Here is a 26,293-nt window from a genome sequence, read left to right as displayed (position 1 = left end):
TTTTGATGAGTTCAGGCGCTGACCCGCGCTTCACTGGCCAGCCGTGCAATGGCCATGTCCAGTTCGTCCAGCGCGTGCATGGCCTTGGCGTCGTCCTGCTTGAGCAGGGTTTCGGCGCGTTGGCAGGCGGCGCGCAGTTGCGGCACGCCACAGTAGCGGGTGGCGCCGTGCAGGCGGTGGACGCGTTCGATCAGGGCCAGGTTGTCTTTGGCGTCGCGGGCGACGTGAATGGCCTGACGGTCGGCTTCCAGGGAGGCCAGCAGCATGGCCAGCATGTCGGCCGCCAGGTCGGTCTTGCCAGCGGCCAGGCGCAGGCCTTCCTCGTGGTCCAGCACCGGCAATTGCACGCCCGGGCCCAGGCCTTCGACGGCGCGCTCCGGCACCTGGTTGCGCAGGGCCAGGCCAGTCCATTTCAGCACCACCTGGGCCAGTTGCCGTTCGCTGATGGGTTTGGTCAGGTAATCGTCCATCCCGCTTTGCAGCAAGGCGCGCTTTTCGTTGGCCATGGCGTGGGCGGTGAGGGCAACCACCGGCAACGGCGTGCCATGGCGCTCGCTTTCCCACTGGCGGATCGCCTCGGTGCTCTGGCGTCCGTCCATGCCGGGCATTTGCACGTCCATCAGCACCAGGTCGAAGGTGTCCTGTTTCACCGCGTCGACCGCCGCGTAACCACTTTCCACTGCACGTACCTGCGCGCCCATATCTTCCAGCAGGGTCTGTACCAACAGCAGGTTTGCCGGGTTGTCGTCGACACACAGCACGCGCGGAGCACGGCTGGACAACGGCTCGCCCGGTTCACTGCGTGACGGCCGCGGGCTGATCAGGTCGGACAAGGCACGGCGCAACTTGCGGGTACACGCCGGCTTGGCCTGCAACTGGCTGTTGGGGTTGGGTACCGACTCGTTGAACAGCATCTGTTCGGTGGTGGGGCACAGCACCAGCACTTTGCAACCCAGGTGTTCGAGGTCCCACAGGTGCTGGTTGAGGCGCTCGGGCGGAATATCGTTGGCGGTCACGCCGAGTACCGCCAGGTCGATAGCCTGCTCGGTCTGGTGAGCGCTGGTGATGCCGTTGGTCAGGCTTTCCAGGGTATTGAACGGCGTCACTTCCAGGCCACAGTCTTCCAATTGATGTTGCAGGGCCTGGCGCGCCAGTTCGTGATTTTCCAGCACCGCCACGCGATGGCCCAGCAGCGGCGCACAGGGCAGGTCTTCGACGTCGTCGCGGGTCTTGGGCAGGTTCAGGCTGATCCAGAATTCAGAGCCTTCGCCCGGCGTGCTGTCGACGCCGATTTCACCGCCCATTTGTTCGATCAGGCGCTTGGAAATCACCAGGCCCAGCCCCGTGCCGCCGGGTTGGCGCGACAATGAGTTATCGGCTTGGCTGAACGCCTGGAACAGCGCGCGCACATCCTGGCTGGACAGGCCGATGCCGGTGTCCTGCACGCTGATGCGCAGCTGCACGCTGTCTTCCTGCTCGTCCTCGACCATCGCCCGGGCCACGATGGTGCCTTCGCGGGTGAACTTGATCGCATTGCTGATCAGGTTGGTGAGGATCTGCTTGAGCCGCAGCGGGTCGCCCACCAGCGCCAGCGGCGTGTCGCGGTAGACCAGGCTCACCAGTTCCAGCTGCTTGGCATGGGCGGCGGGGGCGAGGATGGTGAGGGTATCTTGCAGCAAATCCCGCAGGTTGAAGGGGATGCTGTCGAGGACCAGCTTGCCGGCCTCGATCTTCGAGAAGTCGAGGATCTCGTTGATGATGCCCAGCAGATTGTCGGCGGATTTTTCGATGGTGCCCAGGTAGTCCAGCTGGCGCGGGGTCAGTTCGCTTTTTTGCAGCAGGTGGGTAAAACCGAGGATGCCGTTGAGTGGCGTGCGGATTTCATGGCTCATGTTCGCCAGGAACTCGGACTTGATGCGACTGGCCTCCAGGGCCTCCTTGCGCGCCAGGTCCAGTTCGATGTTCTGGATTTCGATGGTTTCCAGGTTCTGGCGTACGTCTTCGGTGGCCTGGTCGATGCTGTGCTGCAATTCCTCCTGGGCGTTTTGCAGGGTTTCGGCCATGCGGTTGATGCCCGATGCGAGTTGATCCAGCTCCTGGCTGCCCAAGGGGGGCAAGCGGGTTTCCAGGTTGCCGTCCTTGAGTTGGGCCACCGCTTGCTTGATCAGGCCAATCGGCGCGTTGATTGTACGGCTGATGCGCAGGGCCAGGGCTGCGGTGCAGATCAGGCCGATGGCAATCAGCAGCAGGCTGGCGAACAGGCTGCGATAGCCGCGCAGCAACATGCCGTTGTGGGACAACTCCACCTCGACCCAACCGAGCAGGCGATCAGCTTCATCGGGGATCAAATCGCCCGCCAGGTTGCGATGGCGACCAAACACCGGCAGCAGGTAGCGCGTGGCGTCGTTGCCGGTGCGCTGCAGCAGGTGGGAACTGTTACCGACCGGCGGCTGGTTGAGCATGGTCGGGCCGGCGTGGGCCAGGGGCGTGCGGTCCGGCGCGAGGAACGCCACGGTGCGCACGTCCGTCTGTTCCAGGGATTGGGTGGCGATACGCTCCAGCAGGTCGGTGTTCCTGCTGCCCATGGCGGGGGCCACCAGGGGCGCCAGTTGCTCGGCGATCATTTCGCCGCGTTGCAGCAGTTGGGCCTGCAACTCCGAGAGCTGCATCCAGGTGAAGTAACCCCCCAACAACAAGGCCATCAGGCTGGTCGGTAATAAGGTCAGCAACAGTACGCGGCCTTTTATCCCCATTCTTCTAAGCACGCCACTCTCCTGCTACCACACTGATATCAATCTTCCGCGCCGGCATCCGGCCCGCGCCACCTGCGCAGTGTAGCCATTTGCGCGGTCTGGAATCTTGCAAATTAATGACAGAGGGCAATCTTCGGGCCGTTGGACACCGTGTGGCGATTGCCTGCGGCGGGGTTATCTTGAATAATCAGTGATTGAGAATGACTTGCAGACGCTAATGAATCCCGCACCAGTTGGCCTACCCCGTATCCTGACAATTGAAGATGACCCCGTGCTGGGTGCCTATGTGCATGAGCATCTGGGGCGCTGTGGTTTTCAGGTCTCCTGGTGCCAGAACGGTCAGCAGGGCTTGGAGATGGCGCGCGATCAGGCATTCGACGTGGTGTTGATGGATATTCTGCTGCCGGGCCTGGATGGCTTGTCGATCCTCACCCATCTGCGCCAGAGCCATTCGGTTCCGGTGATCCTGATGTCGGCCCTGGGCGCTGAAACCGATCGCGTCAGCGGTTTTCGCCTGGGGGCCGATGATTACCTGCCCAAACCTTTCAGCATGGTTGAACTGCGCGTGCGTATCGAAGCCATCCTGCGTCGGGTGGCCCTGGATCGGCGCCCGTTGCCGACGCTTGCGCCCGTGCGTGAAGATAACCGCACGCTGCGTTTCGACGATGAGCTGTGCGATGTTTTTCATCAGGGGCACTGGGCGGGCCTGACCCGCAGCGAATACCGACTGCTGGAAACCCTGCATCGCAACGGTGAAGAAGTCCTCAGCAAAGCGTTCCTCTACCAGCACGTGTTGCAACGGGGTTATGCGCCCCATGACCGCAGCCTCGACATGCACATCAGCCAGATCCGCCGCAAGCTCAAGGCCATCGGCTACAGCGAGCGTGAGGTACGCACGGTGTGGGGCAAGGGCTATGTGCTGAGCGGTCACGACGATGGGCTTTGAGGCATCGCTGAAACGACTGCCGGGCAGGCACTCGTTATTCTGGAAACTTGCCTGCCTGCTGATCGCCTTCTGTTTGCTGATGATCTGGCTCAGTTGGTCCTGGGGCCGGTACATGGAGCAGAAGAACGCCTACCTGTCCGACGAGGCCAGGATCACCTTGAGTGGTTATGCGGTCGGCGCCGAGCAGGCCTGGAACCAGGGGGGCAATGCCGGCGTTGATGCGTGGCTGCATGCAATGGGCAAGCGCGAAAGCACGTGGATCGGTGTGATCGGCAATGACTTGCAGTCGTTGAGCAGTTACCCGCTGACCGACACGGAAAGCCAGCGCCTGACCTTCCTGCGGGGCCTGGATTGGCCGGTCAGCCGCCACGTCAAGGGGTTGCCGTGGTTGAAGATTCCGTTTGCGGTGGATCCGGGCGCCGGTTCGCTGGTGATTGAACTGCCGCAGCGCTTTATGCCGGGGCGCTACCAACTGTTCTGGCGGGTGGTGACCAACGGCGTGATTCCCGGCCTCTTTACCTTGTTGCTGTGCATCGGCCTCTATCTGCTGCTGATCATGCCCCTCAATCAACTGCGCGAGCAGGCCAACGCATGGCGTGCCGATCAATTGAATACGCGGATGTCCCACGACGCCACCCGTCGTCAGGACGAATTGGGCGAGCTGGGGCGCGCGTTTGATCATATGTCCGAGCGCTTGCAGGGTACGGTGATGCTGCAACAGCAACTGTTAAGGGACATGTCCCATGAACTGCGCACGCCATTGAGCCGTTTGCGGGTGGCCTGTGACAGCGAGCAGGATCTTGCGCGCCTGCGTGAGCGGTTGGGGCGGGAGATCGACGCCATGCAGCGCCTGGTGGAAGACAGCCTGCAACTGGCCTGGCTGGATACCGAGCGGGCGCCGCTGCCCAAAGAAGATATTCAGGTGCAAGCGCTGTGGGACATGCTGCGCGAGAACGCGTGCTTTGAAAGCGATTGGCCGGCATCGCGACTGCCCTGCCTTCTGGGCGCTGACAGTTGGGTACGGGGCAACCTGAATGCCCTGGCCCAGGCCCTGGAGAATATCCTGCGCAACGCCATACGCCACTCCCCGCCGGATGGGGTTGTGTGCCTGGATGGATGCCGCGAGGGGGAATATTGGCACCTTTGGTTGGAAGACCAGGGCGGGGGAATCGATGAGCAGGATCTGGAGCGAATCTTTGCACCGTTTACGCGGCTGGACGGCTCAAGGCCAGGCGATGGTGGCTTCGGGCTGGGCCTGAGCATCGCTCGCAATGCCGTGCAACGCCAGGACGGCAGCTTGTGGGCGGAAAATACCGGCCGGGGCTTGCGTGTGCACCTGCGGTTGCCGGCGCGATAGGTCTCAGCCTCGGCGCTGCTTGCGCTTTTTCCATTGGTGCGCGACCCACCAGCGCCAGTACCCCATGGTCAGGCAGTAGGCCAATGCGCCCAACACGACCCCCAACACCACCGAACCCAGCAGAAAGGGTTGCCACAGTGTGCTCAACTGGCCGCTGATCCATTCCCAGGTCAGGTCGTCGGGCAGGCTGCGCGGCGGCACATTCATCAGCCAGGCGCCGGTCATGTAGGTGCAGATGAACACCACGGGCATGGTGATCGGATTGGTCAGCCAGACCAGGCTGACGGCGATGGGCATGTTGCCGCGCACGATGATCGCCAGCACCGCCGCCAATAGCATCTGCAACGGAATCGGGATAAAAGCCGCGAACAAACCCACCGCCATGGCGCGTGCCACTGAGTGCCGATTCAGGTGCCAGAGGTTCGGGTCGTGCAGCAACGTGCCAAGAAACTGTAATGACTTGTGTTCCCTGATACTGGTGGGGTCGGGCATGTACCGTTTGAATAAGCGCCGAGGCATAAGGGGTCCAGGTCAGTTCGAGGGGCAAGTATGCCCGCATTCTATAAACAGAAAATTCAGACTTTGTGACAAAACATCATAGGACGTCCTGGGCTCTCGTCTAAGACTGAGTGGATCACTTGAAAAGGAGGGTTCATGAAGACAGGGATGTTCGCGCTCGCGCTGGGGTTGCTTGCCTTGCGCTTTCTACCGGCGTTGCCGCCGACGGGATGGCTGATAGCCATGCTGGTGCTGGCATTGATGCTATTGCCATTTCGTACGTCTCCACTGGCATTTTTCCTGCTGGGCTTGAGCTGGGCCTGCATCAGTGCGCAGTGGGCACTGGATGATCGACTACGGCCGGTGCTGGATGGCCAGACGCGATGGCTGGAAGGCCGTGTAACCGGGTTGCCGCAGCAGACAGAGACGGGTGTGCGTTTTGAGCTGGCCGACAGCCAGACGCGCAACGCCCGGCTGCCCAAGCGTATCCGTGTGTCCTGGCACGGTGGGCCGTCGGTACGCAGTGGCGAGCGCTGGCGTCTGGCCGTAACGCTGAAACGGCCTGCCGGGCTGCTCAACTTTCACGGTTTTGATCAGGAGGCCTGGCTGCTGGCCCGGCGCATTGGTGCCACCGGCTCGGTGAAGGATGGTGAGCGCCTGGCGCCGGCTCGTCATGCCTGGCGTGACACTGTCCGCCAACGTCTGATGGCGGTGGACGCCCAAGGCCGCGAGGCGGGCCTGGCAGCCTTGGTGCTGGGGGATGGCTCCGGGCTGGCGGCCGAAGACTGGCAGGTGTTGCAGGACACCGGTACGGTGCACCTGTTGGTGATTTCCGGCCAGCACATTGGCTTGTTGGCGGGGCTGATCTACGGGTTGGTCGCGCTACTTGCACGCTACGGCTGCTGGCCCCGCACCTGGCCGTGGCTGCCGTGGGCGTGTGGCCTGGCGTTTGCCGCCGCGCTGGGGTACGGCCTGCTGGCAGGGTTTGGCGTGCCGGTGCAACGGGCCTGCGTCATGGTGGGGCTGGTGCTGTTATGGCGTTTGCGCTTTCGTCATCTGGGGTTCTGGTGGCCGTTGTTGCTGGCACTCAATGGCGTGCTGATCCTGGAGCCACTAGCCAGTCTGCAACCCGGATTCTGGCTGTCCTTTATGGCTGTCGCGGTGCTGGTCGTGGGATTTGGTGGGCGGTTGGGGCCGTGGAGTGTCTGGCAGGCATGGACACGTCCTCAGTGCTTGATTGCCGTTGGTCTGTTTCCTGTGTTGCTGGTGCTCGGTTTGCCCGTCAGCGTGAGTGCGCCGCTGGCCAACCTGATTGCCGTGCCGTGGATCAGCCTGGTGGTGTTGCCACTGGCGTTGCTGGGGAGCGCATTGTTGTCGCTGCCGTATCTGGGGGAAGGCTTGTTGTGGCTGGCGGGTGGGGCGCTTGACGGGTTGTTCCGGGGCTTGGCATGGCTCGCTGGGCAAATGCCTGCCTGGATACCGGCCGAGGTGCCCTTGGGTTACTGGCTGATCAGCCTGGTCGGCGCGATGCTGTTATTGCTGCCCAAAGGCGTGCCGTTTCGGCCGCTGGGCTGGCCGCTGCTGTTGTTGGCAGTGTTTCCACCCCGCGAGCCGGTTCCCCATGGGCGGGTGGAGGTGGTGCAACTGGATGTCGGGCAAGGTCTGGCCTTGATCCTGCGTACCCGCCATCACACGTTGCTCTACGATGCCGGCCCGCGTTCGGGGACGGTTGATCTCGGTGCCCGCGTGGTAGTGCCCGCGTTGAAAAAGCTCGGCGTCGGGACGCTGGATATGATGCTGCTGAGCCACGCCGACGCCGATCATGCCGGCGGGGCGTCGGCTGTTGCCCGAGGGGTGCCGATCCGGCGTGTCGTGGGCGGTGAAACCGAGGGCTTGCCCGCGTTTCTCGAAACCCAGCCCTGTGTCAGCGGTGAGCAATGGGTGTGGGACGGTGTGGCATTCGAGCTGTGGCAGTGGCCTGATGCGATGGATGGCAACCCCAAGTCCTGTGTTCTGCAGGTCCAGGCCAATGGTGAGCGCCTGCTGCTCACGGGGGATATTGATCGGGCTGCCGAGCGGGCATTTCTCGCCTCATCGTTGGCCGTGCGCACCGATTGGCTGCAATCCCCTCACCATGGCAGCCGCAGTTCGTCGTCATGGCCTTTTCTGCAGCGGCTGTCACCCACGTCGGTACTGATTTCTCGTGGGCGTGGCAATGCGTTCGGCCATCCTCACCCGCAGGTGGTGGAGCGCTACCTGCAACTGGGCAGCCAGATATACGACAGTGCCGAGCAGGGCGCGGTGCGTGTGCAACTAGGGGCTTTCCAGCCACCGACTGTTGCGCGTAGTCAACGCCGTTTTTGGCGCGAAACGTTACCCTGATCCAGCCTTACCAAAGACCGGCGCCTGGGACAGACGGGTCCATGGCCGACGAACCCCGCCGCCGAACCTATATGGTAAAGTGGCGCACTTTTTCGAGGGGACATTCACTGTGTGGGAATTGGTCAAATCTGGCGGCTGGATGATGTTGCCCATCATCTTGAGCTCCATCGCCGCACTCGGCATCGTTGCCGAACGTTTGTGGACCCTGCGTGCCAGTCGCGTTACCCCCGAGCATCTGCTGGGGCAGGTCTGGGGCTGGATCAAGAACAAGCAGCTGGACAAGGACAAACTCAAGGCACTGCGCGCCAACTCGCCGCTGGGTGAAATCCTCGCCGCCGGCCTGGCCAATTCAAAGCATGGTCGCGAGATCATGAAAGAGTGCATCGAAGAGGCCGCCGCCCGGGTAATCCATGAACTGGAGCGCTATATCAACGCCCTCGGCACTATCGCGGCCATGGCGCCGTTGCTCGGCTTGCTGGGGACGGTACTGGGCATGATCGATATTTTCAGCTCGTTCATGGGCTCGGGCCTGACCACCAACGCGGCCGTACTGGCCGGGGGCATCTCCAAGGCCCTGATTACTACAGCGGCGGGCCTGATGGTCGGTATTCCTTCGGTGTTCTTCCACCGTTTCCTGCAGCGGCGCATCGATGAACTGGTGGTCGGTATGGAGCAGGAAGCCATCAAGCTGGTGGAAGTGGTGCAGGGCGACCGTGACGTAGACCTGGTTGGGGGCAAAGCGTGAAATTTCGCCGCAAGCGACGGGAAAATGTCGACATCAACCTGGCGTCGTTGATCGACGTGGTGTTTATCCTGCTGCTGTTTTTTGTCGTCACCACCACCTTCACCCGGCAGACCGAACTGCGTGTCGACCTGCCGGAAGCCGTGAGTGGTTCGCCGGCCGAAGACCAGGAAGTCAAGCAACTGGACATCGCCATCAGCGCCGACGGGGCGTTTTCGGTGAATAACCAGTTGCTGGAGAAAAACGACCTCGCCAGCCTGATCGCCGCCCTGGAAAAAGAGTCCGGCGGCAATACCAAGATGCCGTTGTCCATCAGTGCCGATGGCAAGACCCAGCACCAGGCCGTGATCACCGCGATGGACGCTGCCGGCAAGCTCGGTTTCAGCCATCTGCGCATGAGCACTGTCGAGGCGGCGAGCCAACCCTGATGGCCATGTCCGATCGTTTGCTCAAGGCCTGGTACGAGGGCCATCCGGGGCTCGCGTTGTTGCGTCCGCTGGAATCGTTGTATCGCCGGGTGGTGCAGCGCAAGCGCGCGCGGTTCCTGGCAGGAGAGGGCGAGATCTATCAATCGCCGGTGCCGGTGGTGGTGGTCGGTAACATCACCGTGGGCGGTACCGGCAAGACGCCGTTGATCCTGTGGTTGATCGAGCACTGCCGACGCAGTGGCCTGCGCGTCGGTGTGGTCAGTCGCGGCTATGGCGCCAAGCCACCGCAGTTGCCATGGCGCGTCGAGGCGAGCCACAGCGCCACGGTGGCGGGTGACGAGCCTTTGCTGATCGTGCAACGCTGCGGCGTGCCCCTGATGATCGATCCCGACCGCAGTCGTGCGGTGAAGGCCCTGCTCGCCAGCGAGACCCTTGACCTGATCCTCTCCGACGACGGCCTGCAACACTACCGCCTGGCCCGTGACCTGGAACTGGTGCTGATCGACGCCGCCCGAGGCCTGGGCAATCGCCGTTGCCTGCCGGCCGGGCCATTGCGTGAACCGGTTGAGCGTTTGCACAGTGTTGATGCGCTGCTCTACAACGGTGCCGGCTCGGATCGCGACGATGGCTTTGCGTTTTGCCTGCAGCCCACCGCACTGGTCAACCTGCACAGTGGCGAGCGCAAGTCGGTGGCGCACTTTCCAGAGGGGCAGCAGGTACACGCGGTCGCCGGTATCGGCAACCCGCAACGTTTCTTCAACACCCTTGAAACGCTACACTGGCAGCCGATTCCCCATGCTTTTGCCGACCACGCGCCCTACAGCGCCGAGGTCTTGAATTTTACCCCGTCATTGCCACTGGTCATGACCGAGAAGGACGCGGTGAAGTGCCGCGCCTTTGCCCAGCCCGACTGGTGGTACCTTGCGGTGGATGCGGTGCCGTCGCCGGCGTTCGTCGCCTGGTTCGACACGCAGCTGATGCGCCTGCTGCCCGCCCGTCTTTTGCCTTAAACGCTGCTATCCAGGAAACACTCATGGACACCAAACTGCTCGACATCCTCGCTTGCCCGATCTGCAAAGGCCCGCTCAAGCTCAGCGCCGATAAAACCGAGCTGATCAGCAAGGGCGCCGGCCTGGCTTACCCGATCCGTGATGGCATCCCGGTGATGCTGGAAAGCGAAGCCCGCACCCTGACCACCGACGAGCGCCTGGATAAATGACCACAGCCTTTACCGTTGTCATTCCTTCCCGCTACGCCTCGACACGCCTGCCGGGCAAGCCGCTGCAACTGATCGGCAGCAAGCCGATGATCCAGCTGGTGTGGGAACAGGCCTGCAAAAGCAGCGCTGAGCGTGTCGTGGTGGCCACTGATGACCCGCGCATCATTGAAGCCTGCAAAGGGTTCGGCGCCGAAGCGGTGCTGACCCGTGAAGATCACAACTCCGGCACCGACCGCCTGGCCGAAGTGGCCACGCAGTTGGGCCTGGCGCCAGACGCCATCGTGGTCAATGTACAAGGCGACGAGCCGTTGATCCCGCCGGGCGTTATCGACCAGGTGGCCGCCAACCTGGCTGCCCATGGTGAAGCGCGTATGGCGACCCTGGCCGAGCCGATTGAAGACATCGACACCCTGTTCAACCCGAACGTGGTCAAGGTGGTCAGTGATGTCAACGGCCTGGCGCTGACTTTCAGCCGTTCGACCTTGCCCTGGGCGCGTGACGCCTTCGCCAGGAACCCTGACCTGTTGCCGGAAGGCGTGCCGTACCGTCGCCATATCGGCATCTACGCCTATCGTGCCGGTTTTCTGCATGACTTCGTGAGTTGGGGCCCGTGCTGGTTGGAAAATACCGAATCCCTAGAGCAACTCCGAGCCCTCTGGCACGGCGTACGTATCCACGTGGGGGACGCCCTGGAAGCGCCGCCTGCGGGTGTCGATACCCCGGAAGATCTTGAGCGCGTCCGTCGCCTGTTGGGGGCCTGATGGAGGTTCTGTTTGTCTGCCTGGGCAATATCTGCCGTTCGCCCACCGCTGAGGGCGTACTGCGCCATAAATTGCGCGAAGCCGGGTTGGCGGGGCAGGTCGGCGTAGCGTCCGCCGGCACCGGCGAATGGCATATCGGCAACCCGCCGGACCAGCGCAGCCAACGTGCGGCGCTGGTACGCGGCTACGATTTGTCGGCCCAGCGTGCCCAGCAGGTCTCCCGCGCCGACTTTGCGCGCTACGACCTGATCCTGGCCATGGACAACAGCAATCTGCGCAATCTCAAGGCCCTGCAGCCCGGCCAGGGCAAGGCGGAGCTGGACCTGTTCCTGCGCCGCTATGACGCTGAAGTGGACGAGGTGCCAGATCCCTACTACGAGGGCGAACAAGGCTTCGAACGGGTCCTGGACCTGATCGAGCAGGCGTGTGATTTATTGGTGATCGAATTGAAGGGGCGGTTATGACCTTGCAAGTGCTGGCGCAGGTGTCGCTCAAGCCATTCAACAGCTTTGGCATTGATGTGCGTGCCCAATTCTTCGCCGAGGCCCGCAGTGATGCCGATGTGCGCGAGGCACTGGCCTATGCGTCGACCCAGGCGTTGCCCTTGCTCGTGATTGGCGGTGGCAGCAACTTGCTGCTGACCCAGGACATTCCTGCCTTGGTGTTACGCATGGCCACCCAAGGCATTCGTGTGTTGCAGGATGATGGCGTGCAGGTGGTGGTCGAAGCCGAAGCAGGCGAAGCCTGGCACCCGTTTGTAGTGTGGACCCTGGAACAGGGCTTCTGCGGCCTGGAAAACCTCAGTCTGATCCCCGGCACCGTCGGTGCTGCCCCCATGCAGAACATCGGCGCCTACGGCGTGGAGATCAAGGACGTCTTTGCCGGCTTGACCGCCCTGGACCGCCAGACGGGCGAACTGCGCGACTTCAGCCTGGAGGAATGCAACTTTGCCTACCGTGACAGCCTGTTCAAGCACGAAACCGGACGCTGGCTGATCCTGCGGGTACGCTTCGCCCTGAGCCGCGTCAGCCACCTCAAGCTCGACTACGGCCCAGTGCAGCAGCGCCTGGCGGGGCAGGGGATTACCGAGGCGACACCGAGCGATGTCAGTCGCGCGATTTGCAGCATCCGTAGCGAAAAATTGCCTGACCCGGCAGTGCTTGGCAATGCTGGCAGCTTCTTCAAGAACCCGCTGGTGTCCAAGGCCCTGGCTGAAGAGTTACAGGCGCTGTATCCGGACCTGGTCGCCTACCCCCAGGCGGATGGGCAGATGAAGCTGGCGGCAGGCTGGCTGATCGACAAGGCCGGCTGGAAGGGCTTTCGTGACGGCGATGCCGGTGTGCATGCCCTGCAGGCGCTGGTGCTGGTCAACTATGGCGGCGCCACAGGGCACGATATTGCCAACCTGGCCCAACGTATCCAGCGGGACATCACCCAGCGTTTCAAGGTCGAGCTGGAAATGGAACCCAACCAGTACTAATGCAGTGAAAACAAAAATGCCCCGCATCTGTCGATACGGGGCATTTTTTATGCAGCGAGTAAATCAGTCGTCGCGGCTCATGATGCCGAATATCTGCAACAGGCTGATAAACAGGTTGTAGATCGACACATACAGGCTGACGGTCGCCATGATGTAGTTGCGTTCACCGCCGTGGATGATGGCGCTGGTCTGGAACAGGATGCACACGGAGGAGAACAGCACAAAACCCGCGCTGATCGCCAGTTGCAGGCCGCTGATCTGGAAGAACATGCCCGCAACCACCGCCGCCAGCAACACGAAGAAGCCTGCGGTGATGAAACCACCCAGGAAGCTCATGTCCTTGCGGGTAATCAGCACGTAGGCCGACAGACCACCAAACACCAGGGCTGTCATGGCAAACGCCGAGCTGACCACTTCCGCACCACCGGCCATGCCGAGGTAACGGTTGAGGATCGGGCCGAGGATAAAGCCCATGAAACCGGTCAAGGCAAACGCCGATACCAGGCCCCAGGCCGAGTCACGCAGCTTGTTGGTCAGGAAGAACAGGCCGTAGAAACCGATCAGTACGACGAAGATATTCGGGTAGCCGACGTGCATCTGCTGGGCCACGAACGCCATTACGCCGCTGAATGCGAGGGTAAGGGCGAGCAAGCCATAGGTGTTGCGCAATACGCGGCTGACTTCAAGCTGCTCAGCCTGCGCGTTACCATTCACTGCGTAATTCTGTTCGCGCATGGCGACACTCCTTCGGTTTTGAAACGTTCAGTCGCAAAGATCATAACAGACGCTCTGTAACAAGCTATGGCGAGAGTTTGACAGTGTGTTTCATTCGGGTATTATGGCGCCCGCTGAGACAGGATGGGCTACCATAATCCTGTGACGCACAAGGGAAATTGGCAGAGTGGTTGTAATGTACCGGTCTTGAAAACCGGCGAACGTTAATAGCGTTCCCAGGGTTCTTATCTAAGGCTATCTCCAGTTGCACCTTGCTGTACCGCTTCATCGCGTCATCGGAATAAACGGGAAATTGGCAGAGTGGTTGAATGCACCGGTCTTGAAAACCGGCGAACGTTAATAGCGTTCCCAGGGTTCGAATCCCTGGTTTCCCGCCGCGAACTCAACAAAATCAAGGGCTTAGATGAAAATCTAGGCCCTTTTTTTGTGTTTTTTTCGGCCGGGAGATGGGGTATGGCGTGCCACTCCCTGGATAAAATGAGTGGTCTCTATGAGTGCAACAATTCCAGTTGCACCTTACCAATTCTTTCAGTTGACGGTTTGGGGGGAGCGTGACTACCTTTCACTTCTCTCTGTGCTTCCCTTAGGCGCACTACCTGAAGGAGCTCGCGCCAGAGCAGTTGGTGATCAACGGCTACGATCTTTGGCCAGTAGAGCGATACAACGTCGCACCCTCGACTCGGGTGGAAATTATTCGGCCAGTGGACGACCAATTGAGCGTTGATAAGGTGAAATGGGGATGGTCACCATTTTGGGCGAAAGGAAAGCGTCCTGACCCGATAAACGCCAGGGTTGAAACAGTCATGACTGGGAAGTTTTTCAATCAGCTCTGGCCAAACGGTCGCGTGCTTGCACCGGCAAACGGGTGGTTTGAGTGGGTCAAAGATCCGGCTGATCCAAAGAAAAAGCAGCCTTACTTCATAACCCTGAAAGAGCAGGCTCCGATGTTCTTCGCTGGTTTAGTTGAAGTTCACCAGGGCCTGGATACAGACCCTCGCGACGGCTTCGTCATCATCACCGCCGCCAGCGATCAAGGGATGGTAGATATCCATGATCGGAAACCGCTGGTTTTGGCTCCTGAGCACGCCCGCGAATGGATCGCCTCAGATATTTCACCTGAACGTGCGCGGGAAATCGCGATGGATCACTGCCGGCCTGCTACCGATTTTCATTGGTACAAGGTAAGCAAGGCTGTGGGTAGTGTTCGTAATCAGGGCCCAGAATTGGTCGAGCCGCTCGCAGGGGCGTCAGACGGCGATGAATGAGTACGTACCGTAATGTTGATGGAGGGCAGCTGCAGCGTTTCTCAGCCGTTCCATGAGTAGCGCATATCCGATTTTATTAAGAACGGACATCGCTTAGATCAACCGCCAGTTTTGACACCCGGCATACCTGAGACCGCCCAGGTGACGGCTGATACTGGTACGGTATATGCCCTGCCGTTAGCAAAAAGCCCGCAGAATTTACCCGAGCACTGGATGATCCGGAACTGGATGACTTCTTCAGATCCGGGTAGTTTTAGAGTCACGACGGGGGAATCACTAAAACCCTGCTTAACGTCTTCCCTAGCGGTTTCTCGTCCTGCATCGCTAAAGGGCATAATTACCATCGCGAGTGACATTGAGATCAAGCACAGGATGATGAAAACACCATAACTACCAACGAACAGAACCAGTCCTGCCCTTCGCCAGGATTTAAAAAAAGACCGTTTCTTAGCTTTTATAGGCTTCTGATTTCTTTGATTAACAGAGCCCGTACGGTCTGTCATGAAATCAACGAGACCAAAAATAAGGCTTAGGCCAACCATGCCTAGAATCGCCAACAGCCAATTTCGTCCCAAGCTGTCGAGTCCGGTGGTAAACCAACTTACAATGACCCTGAACTATGCCACAGCGGTCTCACCGATATACTCCGTTGCCTGTAGAGGAAACATGGACGGCTCAAGGTTCAAGTAGGAGAGGTAGCCCTCGTGGTAAGCCTTTCCGTTCAAGTAAAAAATGGGGACTGAAATCGCCAACGCTAGGGCTCCCAGCTTCCCCCAACCCATGAACGTAGCCGCTTTTTGTTCCGAATCCTTTTTCAGACTGTCTTCTGACATTTTCGACTCATTATCTAAAAGTCCTAGAGAGCACGGTGCAGCCCTCCCGATATGCCTACGTCTCAACCAAGCGCCGAGGAGTCATTCTTGAAAGTCTCTGATGTTGTCAGCATCGGATGCACTGCAAAAGTGCAACGCTGCATGATTGATTGTGGCTTTGAGCCTAAAAACAAAATTATGCTGGTTTGCCAGACTTACTCAGAAGTGACGGGCTGTTCGTCGACAACGCCACCGAGTTGATGCAGATAGAGAGCAGGGCCAAGGGGGCCTGTCGACCCGGGACGGGCACTGTAGCAAGGCTAAAATTTATCCCCATCAAGGGCAAGATGACCATTCGACCAGGTGTAAAACTATGACAAGACAGCTCGTCTACCCTCGAATACGGAATCGAATTGTCGAGCTACTTGAGTGGCTGATTGAATGCGAGAACGAGCCACCTCGGTTCGGTATGAATGAGCTAATCAATTCTTGGGAGGACTGGGTGCCAACGTTGTCTTCCAAGGAGTATTTCAGCACTCAAGGTTTCACCCCAGCCGAGAGCGATTTTTTGCTAAAGGTAAGTGCCGCTATCGAGGATTTTTGCGAAGCGACCCCTGATCCAATAGAGCACGACGATGCGGCAATTGCGCTTCCTCAATGGTGCCTTGTCATCGCTGCTGCTAAGCCGGCGCTATTTGCCATGAAATCGAGTAACAAAATTTCGGAGGGGGGGGATGACGGGCTCGAGCGTTGAGTTACTGGCTATGTAAGCAAGCTATTACGTAGGATTGTGCTAGGGAGTGAAATCAGACAGGTCGGTTTAGCATTAAAGGCCGTAGACGCTGCCATTCACTCCTACAGTCCTCAGCAATGATGTCTGGATAACCACGCTCTTCTTCCATAGCCAGCGCCGCGCTGAATGGTAAAGCGACGCAGGTGGATCTGTCTCGGATTTCACAAACCTCAGCCTCAGTAAGCGGCGTGCCCTTTTTATCCTCGGCGGCTTGCAGCACTGCCGCCAGAGCCGGCACAAAGACTAGACATAACGGATCTGTAGTCATCAGTTTCTTCCCTGAGCCGATTAGAAATTGCATGGTAGGCCAGTTTCGGACATCAACATTACCTCGAAGTGCGAACGTCAAAGTTAGCGTAGCGCGCTGCTATGTGGTGGCAGGAAGACTTATTGTCGCTTGGCGGCAGACCTTCAATGATGATCCTGGAACGCTTAGGATTACTCACTCAATTCAGTACCAACATGGAGCAGGCCACGGTTTATGGATATCGAATTTCGCGGTAATGGCATGCGCGATAACCCGTCTGTAGGTACTTGCGATGAGTACGGTGTGAGCGGGATGGCGATTTGGCAGAGCTTGCATCGGCTAAATTGATCGAAGTTGCACTCACCGCTCCGATGTAGTAAGGCGAGTGCAAAATATCTCGCTGGGTGATGGCCAAAGCGCTCCTTTGCAATACGAATACCGTTTAAAAGAATTTGCTAACTTATTACTTGGTAAGGGCTAATTGCAAAATTCCATATGCTCCCAACGAGCATGCCCTGAATCCTAATTCGGTTGACTCTTCGGGATAAAGCTGCAGCTTTTTACATCTAGAAACATAATGCGTCAAATAAAAGGCCTGCCTTTCCGGGCTACATCGTATTGCTCGACGAACGGTGCTTAAGCGCGCCTGACGAGTGACGACATAGCTAATAATTCAAAAGAGGCTCTTATTATGATGCTGCGTAAACTCAACCTTGCTCCACGCTCGGCTCTGTGCTTCGGTTTCTTTTGCCTGATGATAATTGCGCTGGGGATCATCGCTCTTAAGCAGGCGTCGAGCTTGAAGGACTCTGAAAGCTTCGTTGAAACGAATGTTGTACCCAGCATATCCCTACTTGGGGTAATTGACAGGGAGTTTGTAAGCATCAGAGGTGGCAACGCAAGATTGCGCAATCCTGTAGAGCCCGCAAGCCTAAAAACTCAAGCTCTAGAGGAATTAAATAAGGCTAGAGTTAATATTGAGAATTCGCTGTCGAATTTGCAACCTCTAATCGTAACCCCGATAGGCAAGCAGAAAGTTGATGAGCTTTCAAAAAGCCTTGCCAACTATCAGGTGGTTCAAGATCAATACTTGTCTCTAATTTCTTCGGGGAATTTAGATGAGGCAGTCAAGCTTTCCAGCGAGTCGATGAAACAATCTGCTGACGCTGTTGAGAGCGATATCAAAGAACTGATAGACGTTAACAATAACAAAGCTAAACGGGCAGGGGAGGAGGCGAACCAAACCTATGAACAAGCTAAATTGATCGTTGGTGGTTTTATATTGATCAGTACCTTGGCCGCGATTGCACTAGCTTTGATGTACACTCGAAGTATTACCAGCCCGATCAGCCAATCACTGGCTATTGCCGAGCGCATTGCTAAAAACGATCTCACCGGAGTTATTGAAGCTCAAGGACACGATGAGGTGGCTAGGCTTATGCGGGCTTTAAGCGTAATGCAGCATGGGCTGCGAAATACCCTTTCTTTGATATCTGATTCCTCTAACCAATTGGCGTCGACTTCTGAAGAAATGCATGCTGTCACCGAAGACGCAAATAAAGGCATGCTGCGTCAAAATAACGAAGTTGAAATGGCAGCAACTGCCGTCACTGAGATGAGTGCAGCGGTAGAAGAGGTAGCTAGAAATGCCTCGCAAGCCTCTGAAGCAGCCAATCGATCCAACTCCGCAGCGTTGGCTGGTCGTGCGCGCGTCGATGAAACCGTGCAGGCCATCAGCCTGATGGTCGCAAATGTTGAAGACGCATCCCAAGAGGTACAAGGGCTCGCCGTAATGGCCACCGACATCAGCAAGGTTTTGGATGTGATACGTGCTATCGCCGAACAGACCAATCTTCTTGCGTTGAATGCGGCTATCGAAGCCGCTCGTGCCGGTGAGGCGGGTCGAGGCTTCGCAGTAGTCGCTGATGAAGTCCGAGCGTTAGCTCATCGTACTCAGCAATCAACCAGTGAAATTGAGCAGATGATCAGCTCAATTCAAAAAGGCACTGGATCTGCTGTGTCTGCAATGACTCACACAAACACCCAAGCCCAGAAAACTCTGGACACTGCTCAAGGCGCTGGTTCCGCGTTGGTGGAGATTACCGAATCTATCGACAATATTACTGAACGCAACGTTCTGATTGCGACCGCATCAGAGGAGCAGGCTCAGGTTGCAAGGGAGGTAGATCGCAGCTTAGTGAGTATCCGTGATCTTTCAAATCAAGCGGCAGAGGGCTCAAGTCAGACAGCTATTGCAACGTCCGAACTCACAAAACTAGCGGTCGAATTGAACAGGCTGGTCAAGCAATTTCAAATGTAGCGTTAGCCCTCTTTACTGAGGGTTGCGTGCATAAGCTATCAATTTTTCTCAGGCAGTTCGCAACTTTCAAGTGGGATTTAGGTGCTCCGGGCCTGCGGAGCACCCGTAGCACCGGTAGCTCGACTCTTTTGATATCCGCCGTGGGATTGCCATCCTGGTGTAGAACGTATCTAGGATTGATGAGCAGGCTGAGTTGGAGGATCGCTGGAATCACTCACGCTGAGCTTTATTGTGTGTCGCAATCGACGTCTGCTTGACGGTATAATTATCGCTCAGTCTTACCATTGAGCTACAGGAACATCAGCATGACTGTACTCCAAACCATCTACTTGCAGCCTACGCCGCCTTAGCGCTACGCCCCCTCGCAACACCTCGCACCCGCCTGGTTCGCTAGCGGTGCGTACTGCTGTATGCCCGGTTCTTACACCCAAAGCACACAGTCAAATAATCCTCAAAATTTGAATTCGTATCGACGCGCTCGCCCTTCGCCTGGTGTGCGTGTGATGCATTGCCTTGGATATTCTGATGCTGCAATCACTCAAAAAAACGTGGTTCTCCAACGTTCGTGGAGACGTGCTAGCAGGTCTCGTCGTCGCTCTGGCCTTGATTCCGGAGGCCATTGCATTTTCAATTATCGCTGGAGTCGACCCCAAGGTCGGCCTCTACGCCTCCTTCTGTATCTGCGCCGTTATCGCCTTCGTCGGCGGTCGACCTGGCATGATCTCAGCGGCAACTGGTGCCATGGCACTGCTCATGGTCACCTTGGTAAAAGATCATGGGCTTCAGTATCTTCTAGCAGCCACCTTACTCTGTGGGGTACTCCAAATCCTCGCTGGCTACCTGAAGCTGGGCTCACTGATGCGCTTTGTTTCACGCTCGGTAGTCACCGGTTTCGTAAACGCATTGGCGATCCTGATTTTCATGGCGCAGTTGCCTGAACTGACCAACGTGACCTGGCACGTCTACGCCATGACAGCAGTGGGCCTCGGAATCATCTATCTATTCCCATACCTACCGAAGATTGGCAAGCTGATTCCGTCACCGTTGGTGTGCATCCTCACCCTTACTGCCATCGCCATTTATCTCGGCTTGGATATCCGCACTGTAGGCGACATGGGCCAATTGCCGGATACGTTGCCGATTTTCCTTTGGCCCGAAGTGCCGCTGAACTTTGAAACCCTGCGCATCATTTTCCCGTACTCGGCTGCTTTGGCCGTAGTGGGTCTACTCGAGTCAATGATGACCGCTACCATCGTCGACGATCTGACCGATACCACCAGCAACAAAAACCGCGAGTGCAAAGGCCAGGGCGTAGCCAACATCGCTGCCGGCATGCTCGGCGGCATGGCAGGTTGCGCCATGATCGGCCAATCGATAATCAACGTGAAATCTGGTGGCCGCACCCGTCTCTCGACATTGTGTGCCGGCGTTTTTCTGCTGCTGATGGTGGTATTTCTTGGCGAATGGCTCTCCAAAATCCCTATGGCTGCACTCGTGGCTGTGATGATCATGGTGTCCATCGGCACCTTCAGTTGGGATTCCTTGCGCAATCTGAAAGTGCATCCACTGTCGACCAACCTTGTTATGGTGGCGACCGTCGTGGTCGTCGTGGCCACTCACAACCTGGCCTACGGCGTACTGGTAGGTGTGCTGCTGGCTTCGCTGTTCTTTGCTAATAAGGTCGGGCACTACCTAGATATCAAGAGCACTCTGGAAGTGACGAAATCGCATCGGACTTACCACGTCGTGGGCCAGGTGTTCTTTAGCTCTGCGGACAAGTTCACTGAGATTTTTGACTTCAAGGAAGCGCTCAACAAGGTCACCATTGATCTCATACAGGCGCACTTCTGGGATATCACCGCTGTCGCAGCGCTTGATAAGGTCGTGATCAAGTTCCGGCGTGAAGGCGCTGAGGTTGAAGTGCGAGGTCTCAATGAAGCCAGCGCAACAATCGTTGACCGCTTCGGCGTTCATGACAAACCCTGTGCCATCGACAAGCTCATGAGCCACTAAAGAGATCAACAATGATCCATGTCCTTTATCAGCACTTCTGTGCAGGAGATGCAAAATGAGCATTTATTAGATGCACTTTACGCCTAGGACTTCATTGGGCGGAGGAGCCTTGATAGGTCTGGCGGTTGGCTTGTTCGTTCTCGCAAATGGTCGCATCGCAGGCATCAGTAGGTTGATTGGTAGCATGATGAAATTTAGCAGTGAGGGCTGGAGCGAGAAGGCGCTGTTTCTTTTTGGTCTGCTGCTTGCGCCTTTATTGTGGGGAGTATTTACCGTGCTGCCGGAGGTCGAGATTAGGGCAGGGTGGCCGACCCTGATAATTGCGGGGCTGCTCGTCGGCGTGGGAACCCGTTACGGTTCCGGCTGTACTAGCGGTCATGGCGTTTGCGGGATCTCTCGACTGTCAGCCCGCTCCATCACTGCAACGATGTGCTTTATGTTCGCCGGTTTTGCAACGGTGTACGTCATTCGTCATGTGGTGGGCGCATGAAAATGATAAAGCTGTGCGCATTTTTTGCAGGACTTATCTTCGGCCTTGGGCTTCTTCTGGCAAGCATGGCGAACCCCGCCAAGGTATTGGCTTTTCTTGATGTGGCCGGGGCCTGGGATCCTTCACTCGCACTGGTGATGGTAGGGCCATCGCAGTGGCGGTTATCCCCCTGAATTGGGCGCGTAAGAACAAGCAGTCCTTGCTAGGTGCCCCCATGCAGTTACCAATGAAAAGGGAGTTGGGTGCCCGCTTGATTGGCGGCAGCCTGGTGTTCGGTATAGGTTGGGGAATTGCGGGGATCTGCCCTGGGCCTGCCGTCGCTATTCTGCTTACGGGGCACGGGCAGATCATCATATTCGTATTGGCCATGTTGGCCCGTATGTACTTGTTCTCTCTATTAGAACGTCGGTGCACGGCCTGATTAGGCGATAGCCATGAAAGCGAATGACGGAAGCACGGTCAGACGTCTACACACGCTGACCAGATCGATTTCACCTATTGAGAGCCAAGGGGTATTTGATGTCAGACCTGAACGATCCACGAGTCTTCTTTGCTGCTGAGCGAACCTTGCTGGCCTGGAACCGAACCAGCCTTTCGCTGATGGCGTTTGGCTTTGTAATTGAACGATTCGGACTGCTGCTGCAAATGCTCAAGCCAGGTGTTTTGAGCGCTCCAGGAAAACATTTTTCTTTCTGGATCGGACTCGCTTTTCTGATGCTGGGCTCAACGGTTGCCTGTTGGTCATCCTGGCAGTACAAAAAGGTGGTAAAGACCCTCAAGCCTGTTGAGATCCCCCTTGGCTACAGCGTCAATGCTGGCCCAGGCATCAATGTCATCACGGCAATCCTGGGCGTTTTGCTCGTTGCGTATTTGTCCATCATGTAAGCAAGACAGAGCTTCGTTCGGCTCCCGACATCGCCCTCCGTATAAGAGGGTAAACGGCAGCCCCAGGGCTTTACACCGATGCAGACGAGCATTTTCAACGAGCAAACGAGTGAAGGTTCTCGATTCACACGTATTTCAAAATATTTCTGAAAATCCCGGAACTGTCATCGGATAGAAATATTTAAAGAATTAAATCGTCACTTCTCCGATAGGTGGATACCTCCACTTAACTCCTTTCATTGAGGTGTTGTCGTGATGTTGCTGACTAAAAAAAGCCTGTCTGTCTTACTGGCTTCCCTCTGCATGAGTGGCCTTGCTCATGCGACCGATGTTACCGGTGCGGGCTCCAGCTTTGTCTATCCGGTTTTGTCCAAGTGGTCGCAGGACTACAGCAAAAGCTCCAGCAACCGTATCAATTACCAGTCGATTGGATCGGGTGGCGGTATCGCTCAGATCAAAGCGGCAACAGTAGATTTTGGTGCGTCTGACGCACCGTTGTCTGCCGATGATCTCAAGGCCGGTGGCCTAGGCCAATTTCCCAGTGTGATTGGCGGCATCGTGCCGGTGATGAACATTGAGGGTGTAGCGCCGGGCCAATTGAAGCTCGATGGTGAGACCTTGGCGAAAATCTTCTTGGGTGAGATTACAGTCTGGAACGATCCGGCCATCGTCGCCCTGAACCAGGGCATGAAACTGCCAGACAGTAAAATCACCGTCGTCCACCGTTCTGACGGCTCTGGCACCTCATACAATTTCACCAACTACCTCTCCAAAGTGAGTGATGGCTGGAAATCGAAAATCGGTTTCGGCACGACTGTGCCTTGGCCGGTTGGTGTGGGTGGTAAAGGTAACGAAGGTGTCTCGGCTTACGTAAAGCAGATCAAAAACTCAATCGGTTATGTTGAGTACGCCTATGCCCTGCAAAACAAGATGACGCACGCACAGCTGAAGAACGCCGCCGGGAAATTCATTCAGCCCAACGCCAAAGCGTTCCAAGCGGCTGCCGACACTGCGGACTGGGCTAACGCCAAAGACTTCAACCTGATCATGACCAATGCGCCTGGCGATAGCGCTTGGCCGATCACGGCGACCACCTGGATCATCATGTACAAACAGCCGAAGAATGCCGAGCAAAGCCAAGCTGCCTTCAACTTCTTCAAATGGTCGTTGGAGAAAGGCCAGCAACAGGCTTCGGCGCTGGACTATGTAGCCCTGCCTGACTCTCTGGTGAAGCGTATCGAAGGTTACTGGAAGTCTGACTTCGCCCATTGATTCAGCAACACTTAAACCCCTTCCTCGAGCAAGTTTTGCCTGATGAAGGGGGTTGTTTGTGAGTAGACGTATGATGAACGACACAGTCCAACCTTTGACCATGACCCTCTACGTTGGCGACGTTACGAGTGATAAGCGTGCGGCTCGCGATCAGCGTCATGATCTCTGGTTTAAGCGTTCAATGCTTGGCGCCGCAATGCTGGTGCTGTTGCTACTGGTGAGTATTGCCGCCTCGACACTTTGGGGCGGTAGTCTTGCATTCAAGACTTTCGGTCTCGACTTTCTGACAAGCACTGAGTGGGATGCCGTCAACAACCACTTCGGTGCTTTGGTACCGATTTACGGCACCTTGGTGACCTCTTTACTGGCGCTGCTGATTGCGGTTCCTGTCAGCTTTGGCATCGCGATTTTTCTCACTGAAGTAGCTCCGCCCTGGTTGCGGATGCCTGTTGCCTCGGCGGTTGAATTGCTCGCGGGAATTCCATCGATTATCTATGGCATGTGGGGGCTATTCGTTTTCGGCCCGTTCATGGCAGAGCATCTATCACCTTGGATCAATGACTATCTGGGTGGGCTTCCTTTGGTGGGTTCGCTGTTTCAGGGCCCACCCTTAGGGATTGGCATGCTGACAGCGGGTATTGTGCTGGCAATCATGATCATGCCCTTCATCACCTCTGTCATGCACGAGGTGTTCCGTAGTGTTCCAACAACCCTCAAGGAGTCTGCTTACGCGCTAGGTAGCACTACTTGGGAAGTGGTCTGGGACATTGTTCTGCCCTACACGCGCTCAGCGGTGGTGGGAGGAATTTTTCTCGGGCTCGGACGCGCATTGGGCGAGACCATGGCGGTGACTTTCGTGCTGGGTAATGCTCAACAATTCTCCGCCTCATTGTTGATGCCAAGCAGTTCCATTGCGTCAGTCATCGCTAACGAGTTCAGCGAAGCCTATACCGACCTGCATCGCTCGGCGCTGATTGCACTGGGCTTCCTGTTATTTGTCGTCACCTTTATCGTACTGGCGCTAGCACGACTCCTGCTCATGCGGCTTTCACGCAAGGAGGGTCTATGACCGGAAACGAACGTCTCTACCAGATTCGGGCTTTCAAGAATCGCTTTGCATTGGCGCTCAGTTGTGGGGCAACTGCGTTCGGTCTCATCTGGCTGGTCTGGATTCTGCTGACCACAGTGATCAACGGATTTCAGGCGCTCAATATTCGCCTCTTTACGCAAATGACGCCGCCGCCCGGTACGGAAGGTGGGCTGGCGAATGCGTTTTATGGCAGCGCCCTGATGTCCGGTATCGCCCTGCTTATCGGGACGCCCATTGGCTTGATGGCGGGAATCTGGTTAGCGGAATTCGCACGACACTCGCGTCTAGGTACCACAGTACGTTTTATTAACGACATTCTCCTGTCGGCACCGTCCATTGTGTTGGGGCTGTTCATCTATACCGGCGTTATCTTGCCGTTGAACATACTTACTAATCACCAAGTCGGCTTCTCCGCTATCGCCGGCGCTCTGGCACTGGCGCTATTGGTGATTCCAGTGGTGGTGAGAACTACTGACGAGATGCTTCAACTACAACCGTCAACCATGCGGGAAGCCGCGCTGGCATTAGGCGTCCCGCAATGGAAATTGACTCTACAAATCGTACTACGAGCTGCAAAAGCGGGCGTGGTGACCGGGGTGCTACTCGCACTAGCCAGAATCACTGGTGAAACAGCGCCTCTACTGTTTACAGCGTTCGGCAACCAGTTCTGGAGCAGCAATCTTCTGAAACCGATTGCCAGCGTGCCCGTAGTGGTTTTCCAGTACGCCATGAGCCCATTCGATGACTGGCACTCTCTAGCCTGGGCTGGTGCATTGGTGCTGACCTTGTTTGTACTGGTACTCAGTTTACTGTCCCGCTTGATCCTTTTACGCAATAGGTTGACCTGATGAATAGCCGTGACCTTGCCGACGAAAGAACCAAAATTCGCGTTCGTGGCCTGGAGTTTTTTTACAATAACCAGCGGTCTCTGAACTCCATCGATATGGATATTCCAGAGAAGCGGATCACTGCGATCATTGGGCCGTCAGGTTGCGGGAAGTCGACGTTACTGCGGGTGTTCAACCGTATATACGCTATGTACCCGAAGCAGGAAGCGCGGGGCGAGGTGCTGCTCAACGGAGAGAATATTCTCGCGCCTGGTTACTCGATGAACCGTCTGCGTAGCCATATCGGCATGGTCTTCCAGAAACCCGTACCGTTTCCGATGTCCATTTACGACAACGTCGCTTACGCCGTGCGTCACCATGAACGGCTCTCCCGTCGTGAGATGGATGAACGCGTAGAGCAAGCCTTAAATGGAGCAGCGCTTTGGGACGAGGTAAAGGACAAGCTCAAACAGAGCGCACAGAGCCTGTCGGGTGGTCAGCAACAGCGCCTGTGTATAGCGCGCACCATCGCTTTACGCCCACAAGTATTGCTTTTGGATGAGCCGACCTCCGCGCTTGACCCAATCTCCACTGGGCGAATAGAGCAGTTGATTACTGAGTTAAAAGAGCAATATACCGTCATCATCGTGACCCACAACATGCAGCAAGCGGCTCGTGTTTCGGACTACACCGCCTTTATGTTTATGGGCGAATTGATTGAGCATGATGTGACCGACACCATCTTCACCAAACCAAAAATGAAGCAGACGGAAGACTACATTACAGGTCGCTTTGGATAACCAATCCCTTTCCTTCAGTACATAAGCTCTCAGCCCCTAGAGCGGCAAGGAGTGAATCGCCCCGGGTTTCGTAGACACCTCCATGCCTTAAAATGAGGCCAATCAGGAGGTGCCATGAGCAACCCGCGTTATCCCGAAGAATTCAAAATCCAAGCAGTCAATCAAGTGACCGAAAAGA

25 protein-coding genes, 1 tRNA gene and 1 pseudogene are annotated in these 26,293 nt (G+C 57.0%); 22 read left to right on the top strand and 5 right to left on the bottom strand.

Translation table 11 applies throughout. The annotated features are described in order from the left end of the window. Positions 1–11 precede the first annotated feature (11 nt). Complete coding sequence (locus HCF10_RS12580; protein WP_145337672.1) at positions 12–2,765, bottom strand: response regulator; 2,754 nt, start codon at positions 2,763–2,765, stop codon at positions 12–14. A gap of 205 nt (positions 2,766–2,970) precedes the next feature. Between HCF10_RS12580 and HCF10_RS12575 the strand changes: the two genes are divergently transcribed. After that, a complete protein-coding gene (locus HCF10_RS12575; RefSeq protein WP_131698036.1) occupies positions 2,971–3,699 on the top strand; it encodes a response regulator transcription factor in 729 nt (242 codons plus the stop codon). Then, positions 3,689–5,056: a sensor histidine kinase gene (locus HCF10_RS12570; RefSeq protein WP_167655646.1), complete on the top strand. Its 1,368-nt coding sequence runs from the start codon at positions 3,689–3,691 to the stop codon at positions 5,054–5,056. The genes HCF10_RS12575 and HCF10_RS12570 overlap by 11 nt, the downstream gene beginning before the upstream one ends. A 3-nt stretch (positions 5,057–5,059) precedes the next feature. On the opposite strand, the gene HCF10_RS12565 is transcribed toward HCF10_RS12570, so the two are convergent. Further along, the gene (locus tag HCF10_RS12565; RefSeq protein ID WP_131698034.1) at positions 5,060–5,575 is read right to left on the bottom strand and encodes a DUF2062 domain-containing protein; all 516 of its coding nucleotides are present in this window, start codon (positions 5,573–5,575) and stop codon (positions 5,060–5,062) included. A gap of 135 nt (positions 5,576–5,710) precedes the next feature. Here HCF10_RS12565 and HCF10_RS12560 point away from each other — a divergent pair, with 135 nt between their 5' ends. The 8 genes from HCF10_RS12560 (at position 5,711) to murB (ending at position 12,566) form a co-directional block, all read left to right on the top strand. Continuing rightward, complete coding sequence (locus tag HCF10_RS12560) at positions 5,711–7,936, top strand: DNA internalization-related competence protein ComEC/Rec2 (protein WP_237683114.1); 2,226 nt, start codon at positions 5,711–5,713, stop codon at positions 7,934–7,936. A gap of 109 nt (positions 7,937–8,045) precedes the next feature. Continuing rightward, a complete protein-coding gene (locus HCF10_RS12555) occupies positions 8,046–8,681 on the top strand; it encodes a MotA/TolQ/ExbB proton channel family protein (protein ID WP_131698033.1) in 636 nt (211 codons plus the stop codon). Beyond that, positions 8,678–9,106 (top strand): ExbD/TolR family protein, encoded by a 429-nt coding sequence (locus tag HCF10_RS12550; protein WP_131698032.1) that lies wholly within the window; start codon positions 8,678–8,680, stop codon positions 9,104–9,106. Before HCF10_RS12555 ends, HCF10_RS12550 begins: the two co-directional genes overlap by 4 nt. Beyond that, positions 9,106–10,116 carry a tetraacyldisaccharide 4'-kinase gene (gene lpxK, locus HCF10_RS12545; RefSeq protein WP_131698031.1) on the top strand — a complete coding sequence of 337 codons (1,011 nt, stop codon included), beginning with the start codon at positions 9,106–9,108 and terminating at the stop codon, positions 10,114–10,116. Before HCF10_RS12550 ends, lpxK begins: the two co-directional genes overlap by 1 nt. Before the next feature lie 23 nt (positions 10,117–10,139). Beyond that, positions 10,140–10,325 (top strand): Trm112 family protein, encoded by a 186-nt coding sequence (locus HCF10_RS12540; protein ID WP_003174668.1) that lies wholly within the window; start codon positions 10,140–10,142, stop codon positions 10,323–10,325. Continuing rightward, entirely contained in the window at positions 10,322–11,086 is a 765-nt protein-coding gene (gene kdsB, locus HCF10_RS12535) for a 3-deoxy-manno-octulosonate cytidylyltransferase (RefSeq protein ID WP_065927093.1), read from the top strand. The genes HCF10_RS12540 and kdsB overlap by 4 nt, the downstream gene beginning before the upstream one ends. After that, positions 11,086–11,550, top strand: a complete 465-nt coding sequence (locus HCF10_RS12530) for a low molecular weight protein-tyrosine-phosphatase (RefSeq protein ID WP_131698030.1) — start codon at positions 11,086–11,088, stop codon at positions 11,548–11,550. Before kdsB ends, HCF10_RS12530 begins: the two co-directional genes overlap by 1 nt. Then, on the top strand, positions 11,547–12,566 hold the full coding sequence (murB, locus tag HCF10_RS12525; RefSeq protein WP_145337675.1) for a UDP-N-acetylmuramate dehydrogenase: 1,020 nt from the start codon (positions 11,547–11,549) through the stop codon (positions 12,564–12,566). The genes HCF10_RS12530 and murB overlap by 4 nt, the downstream gene beginning before the upstream one ends. Positions 12,567–12,629: 63 nt before the next feature. On the opposite strand, the gene HCF10_RS12520 is transcribed toward murB, so the two are convergent. Further along, complete coding sequence (locus HCF10_RS12520; RefSeq protein ID WP_048728419.1) at positions 12,630–13,301, bottom strand: Bax inhibitor-1/YccA family protein; 672 nt, start codon at positions 13,299–13,301, stop codon at positions 12,630–12,632. Positions 13,302–13,587: 286 nt separating this feature from the next. On the opposite strand from HCF10_RS12520, the gene HCF10_RS12515 reads away from it, so the two are divergent. After that, positions 13,588–13,675 (top strand) — tRNA-Ser (locus HCF10_RS12515). Between the two features lie 249 nt (positions 13,676–13,924). Further along, a complete protein-coding gene (locus tag HCF10_RS12510) occupies positions 13,925–14,566 on the top strand; it encodes an SOS response-associated peptidase family protein (protein ID WP_337782122.1) in 642 nt (213 codons plus the stop codon). 98 nt (positions 14,567–14,664) lie between these two features. Here the strand turns inward: HCF10_RS12510 and HCF10_RS12505 are convergent, their stop codons facing one another. Continuing rightward, positions 14,665–15,123, bottom strand: a complete 459-nt coding sequence (locus tag HCF10_RS12505) for a hypothetical protein (RefSeq protein ID WP_167655644.1) — start codon at positions 15,121–15,123, stop codon at positions 14,665–14,667. Positions 15,124–15,751: 628 nt separating this feature from the next. On the opposite strand from HCF10_RS12505, the gene HCF10_RS12500 reads away from it, so the two are divergent. Then, positions 15,752–16,132 (top strand): hypothetical protein, encoded by a 381-nt coding sequence (locus tag HCF10_RS12500; RefSeq protein ID WP_167655642.1) that lies wholly within the window; start codon positions 15,752–15,754, stop codon positions 16,130–16,132. A gap of 52 nt (positions 16,133–16,184) precedes the next feature. Here the strand turns inward: HCF10_RS12500 and HCF10_RS31405 are convergent, their stop codons facing one another. Further along, positions 16,185–16,439 carry a hypothetical protein gene (locus HCF10_RS31405; protein ID WP_237683119.1) on the bottom strand — a complete coding sequence of 85 codons (255 nt, stop codon included), beginning with the start codon at positions 16,437–16,439 and terminating at the stop codon, positions 16,185–16,187. Positions 16,440–17,109: 670 nt separating this feature from the next. On the opposite strand from HCF10_RS31405, the gene HCF10_RS12495 reads away from it, so the two are divergent. From HCF10_RS12495 to pstB, 9 genes and pseudogenes are all read left to right on the top strand, one after another. After that, positions 17,110–18,738, top strand: a complete 1,629-nt coding sequence (locus tag HCF10_RS12495; protein WP_167655640.1) for a methyl-accepting chemotaxis protein — start codon at positions 17,110–17,112, stop codon at positions 18,736–18,738. 525 nt (positions 18,739–19,263) lie between these two features. After that, positions 19,264–20,751: a SulP family inorganic anion transporter gene (locus HCF10_RS12490; protein WP_167655638.1), complete on the top strand. Its 1,488-nt coding sequence runs from the start codon at positions 19,264–19,266 to the stop codon at positions 20,749–20,751. A 70-nt stretch (positions 20,752–20,821) separates the two neighbouring features. Further along, positions 20,822–21,241 carry a YeeE/YedE family protein gene (locus HCF10_RS12485; protein ID WP_237683112.1) on the top strand — a complete coding sequence of 140 codons (420 nt, stop codon included), beginning with the start codon at positions 20,822–20,824 and terminating at the stop codon, positions 21,239–21,241. A gap of 2 nt (positions 21,242–21,243) precedes the next feature. After that, positions 21,244–21,662 (top strand): annotated as a pseudogene (locus HCF10_RS12480) (DUF6691 family protein). A 98-nt stretch (positions 21,663–21,760) separates the two neighbouring features. Further along, positions 21,761–22,126, top strand: coding sequence for a YidH family protein (locus tag HCF10_RS12475; protein ID WP_167655636.1), 366 nt, complete (start codon positions 21,761–21,763; stop codon positions 22,124–22,126). Between the two features lie 255 nt (positions 22,127–22,381). Beyond that, positions 22,382–23,398, top strand: a complete 1,017-nt coding sequence (gene pstS, locus HCF10_RS12470) for a phosphate ABC transporter substrate-binding protein PstS (RefSeq protein WP_082118724.1) — start codon at positions 22,382–22,384, stop codon at positions 23,396–23,398. 73 nt (positions 23,399–23,471) lie between these two features. Then, on the top strand, positions 23,472–24,467 hold the full coding sequence (pstC, locus tag HCF10_RS12465; protein WP_167655759.1) for a phosphate ABC transporter permease subunit PstC: 996 nt from the start codon (positions 23,472–23,474) through the stop codon (positions 24,465–24,467). Further along, on the top strand, positions 24,464–25,336 hold the full coding sequence (gene pstA, locus HCF10_RS12460) for a phosphate ABC transporter permease PstA (protein ID WP_167655634.1): 873 nt from the start codon (positions 24,464–24,466) through the stop codon (positions 25,334–25,336). The genes pstC and pstA overlap by 4 nt, the downstream gene beginning before the upstream one ends. Then, a complete protein-coding gene (gene pstB, locus HCF10_RS12455) occupies positions 25,336–26,115 on the top strand; it encodes a phosphate ABC transporter ATP-binding protein PstB (RefSeq protein ID WP_167655632.1) in 780 nt (259 codons plus the stop codon). The genes pstA and pstB overlap by 1 nt, the downstream gene beginning before the upstream one ends. Positions 26,116–26,293: the final 178 nt, after the last annotated feature.

The sequence above is a fragment of the Pseudomonas sp. B14(2022) genome (genome assembly GCF_012030485.1).
Taxonomy (GTDB): domain Bacteria; phylum Pseudomonadota; class Gammaproteobacteria; order Pseudomonadales; family Pseudomonadaceae; genus Aquipseudomonas.
Note: the sequence above shows the minus strand (reverse complement) of the source record. Positions and strands in the feature narration are given on the sequence as shown.

Bases quoted from the DNA above. Each gene is read 5' to 3' on its own strand.
- HCF10_RS12575 (WP_131698036.1), top strand. From the start codon at position 2,971: ATGAATCCCGCACCAGTTGGCCTACCCCGTATCCTGACAATTGAAGAT.
- HCF10_RS12570 (WP_167655646.1), top strand. From the start codon at position 3,689: ATGGGCTTTGAGGCATCGCTGAAACGACTGCCGGGCAGGCACTCGTTA.
- HCF10_RS12565 (WP_131698034.1), bottom strand. From the start codon at position 5,575: ATGCCTCGGCGCTTATTCAAACGGTACATGCCCGACCCCACCAGTATC.
- HCF10_RS12560 (WP_237683114.1), top strand. From the start codon at position 5,711: ATGAAGACAGGGATGTTCGCGCTCGCGCTGGGGTTGCTTGCCTTGCGC.
- lpxK (WP_131698031.1), top strand. From the start codon at position 9,106: ATGGCCATGTCCGATCGTTTGCTCAAGGCCTGGTACGAGGGCCATCCG.
- HCF10_RS12540 (WP_003174668.1), top strand. From the start codon at position 10,140: ATGGACACCAAACTGCTCGACATCCTCGCTTGCCCGATCTGCAAAGGC.
- kdsB (WP_065927093.1), top strand. From the start codon at position 10,322: ATGACCACAGCCTTTACCGTTGTCATTCCTTCCCGCTACGCCTCGACA.
- HCF10_RS12530 (WP_131698030.1), top strand. From the start codon at position 11,086: ATGGAGGTTCTGTTTGTCTGCCTGGGCAATATCTGCCGTTCGCCCACC.
- murB (WP_145337675.1), top strand. From the start codon at position 11,547: ATGACCTTGCAAGTGCTGGCGCAGGTGTCGCTCAAGCCATTCAACAGC.
- HCF10_RS12520 (WP_048728419.1), bottom strand. From the start codon at position 13,301: ATGCGCGAACAGAATTACGCAGTGAATGGTAACGCGCAGGCTGAGCAG.
- HCF10_RS12500 (WP_167655642.1), top strand. From the start codon at position 15,752: ATGACAAGACAGCTCGTCTACCCTCGAATACGGAATCGAATTGTCGAG.
- HCF10_RS31405 (WP_237683119.1), bottom strand. From the start codon at position 16,439: ATGACTACAGATCCGTTATGTCTAGTCTTTGTGCCGGCTCTGGCGGCA.
- HCF10_RS12495 (WP_167655640.1), top strand. From the start codon at position 17,110: ATGATGCTGCGTAAACTCAACCTTGCTCCACGCTCGGCTCTGTGCTTC.
- HCF10_RS12490 (WP_167655638.1), top strand. From the start codon at position 19,264: ATGCTGCAATCACTCAAAAAAACGTGGTTCTCCAACGTTCGTGGAGAC.
- HCF10_RS12485 (WP_237683112.1), top strand. From the start codon at position 20,822: ATGCACTTTACGCCTAGGACTTCATTGGGCGGAGGAGCCTTGATAGGT.
- HCF10_RS12475 (WP_167655636.1), top strand. From the start codon at position 21,761: ATGTCAGACCTGAACGATCCACGAGTCTTCTTTGCTGCTGAGCGAACC.
- pstS (WP_082118724.1), top strand. From the start codon at position 22,382: ATGTTGCTGACTAAAAAAAGCCTGTCTGTCTTACTGGCTTCCCTCTGC.
- pstC (WP_167655759.1), top strand. From the start codon at position 23,472: ATGAACGACACAGTCCAACCTTTGACCATGACCCTCTACGTTGGCGAC.
- pstA (WP_167655634.1), top strand. From the start codon at position 24,464: ATGACCGGAAACGAACGTCTCTACCAGATTCGGGCTTTCAAGAATCGC.
- pstB (WP_167655632.1), top strand. From the start codon at position 25,336: ATGAATAGCCGTGACCTTGCCGACGAAAGAACCAAAATTCGCGTTCGT.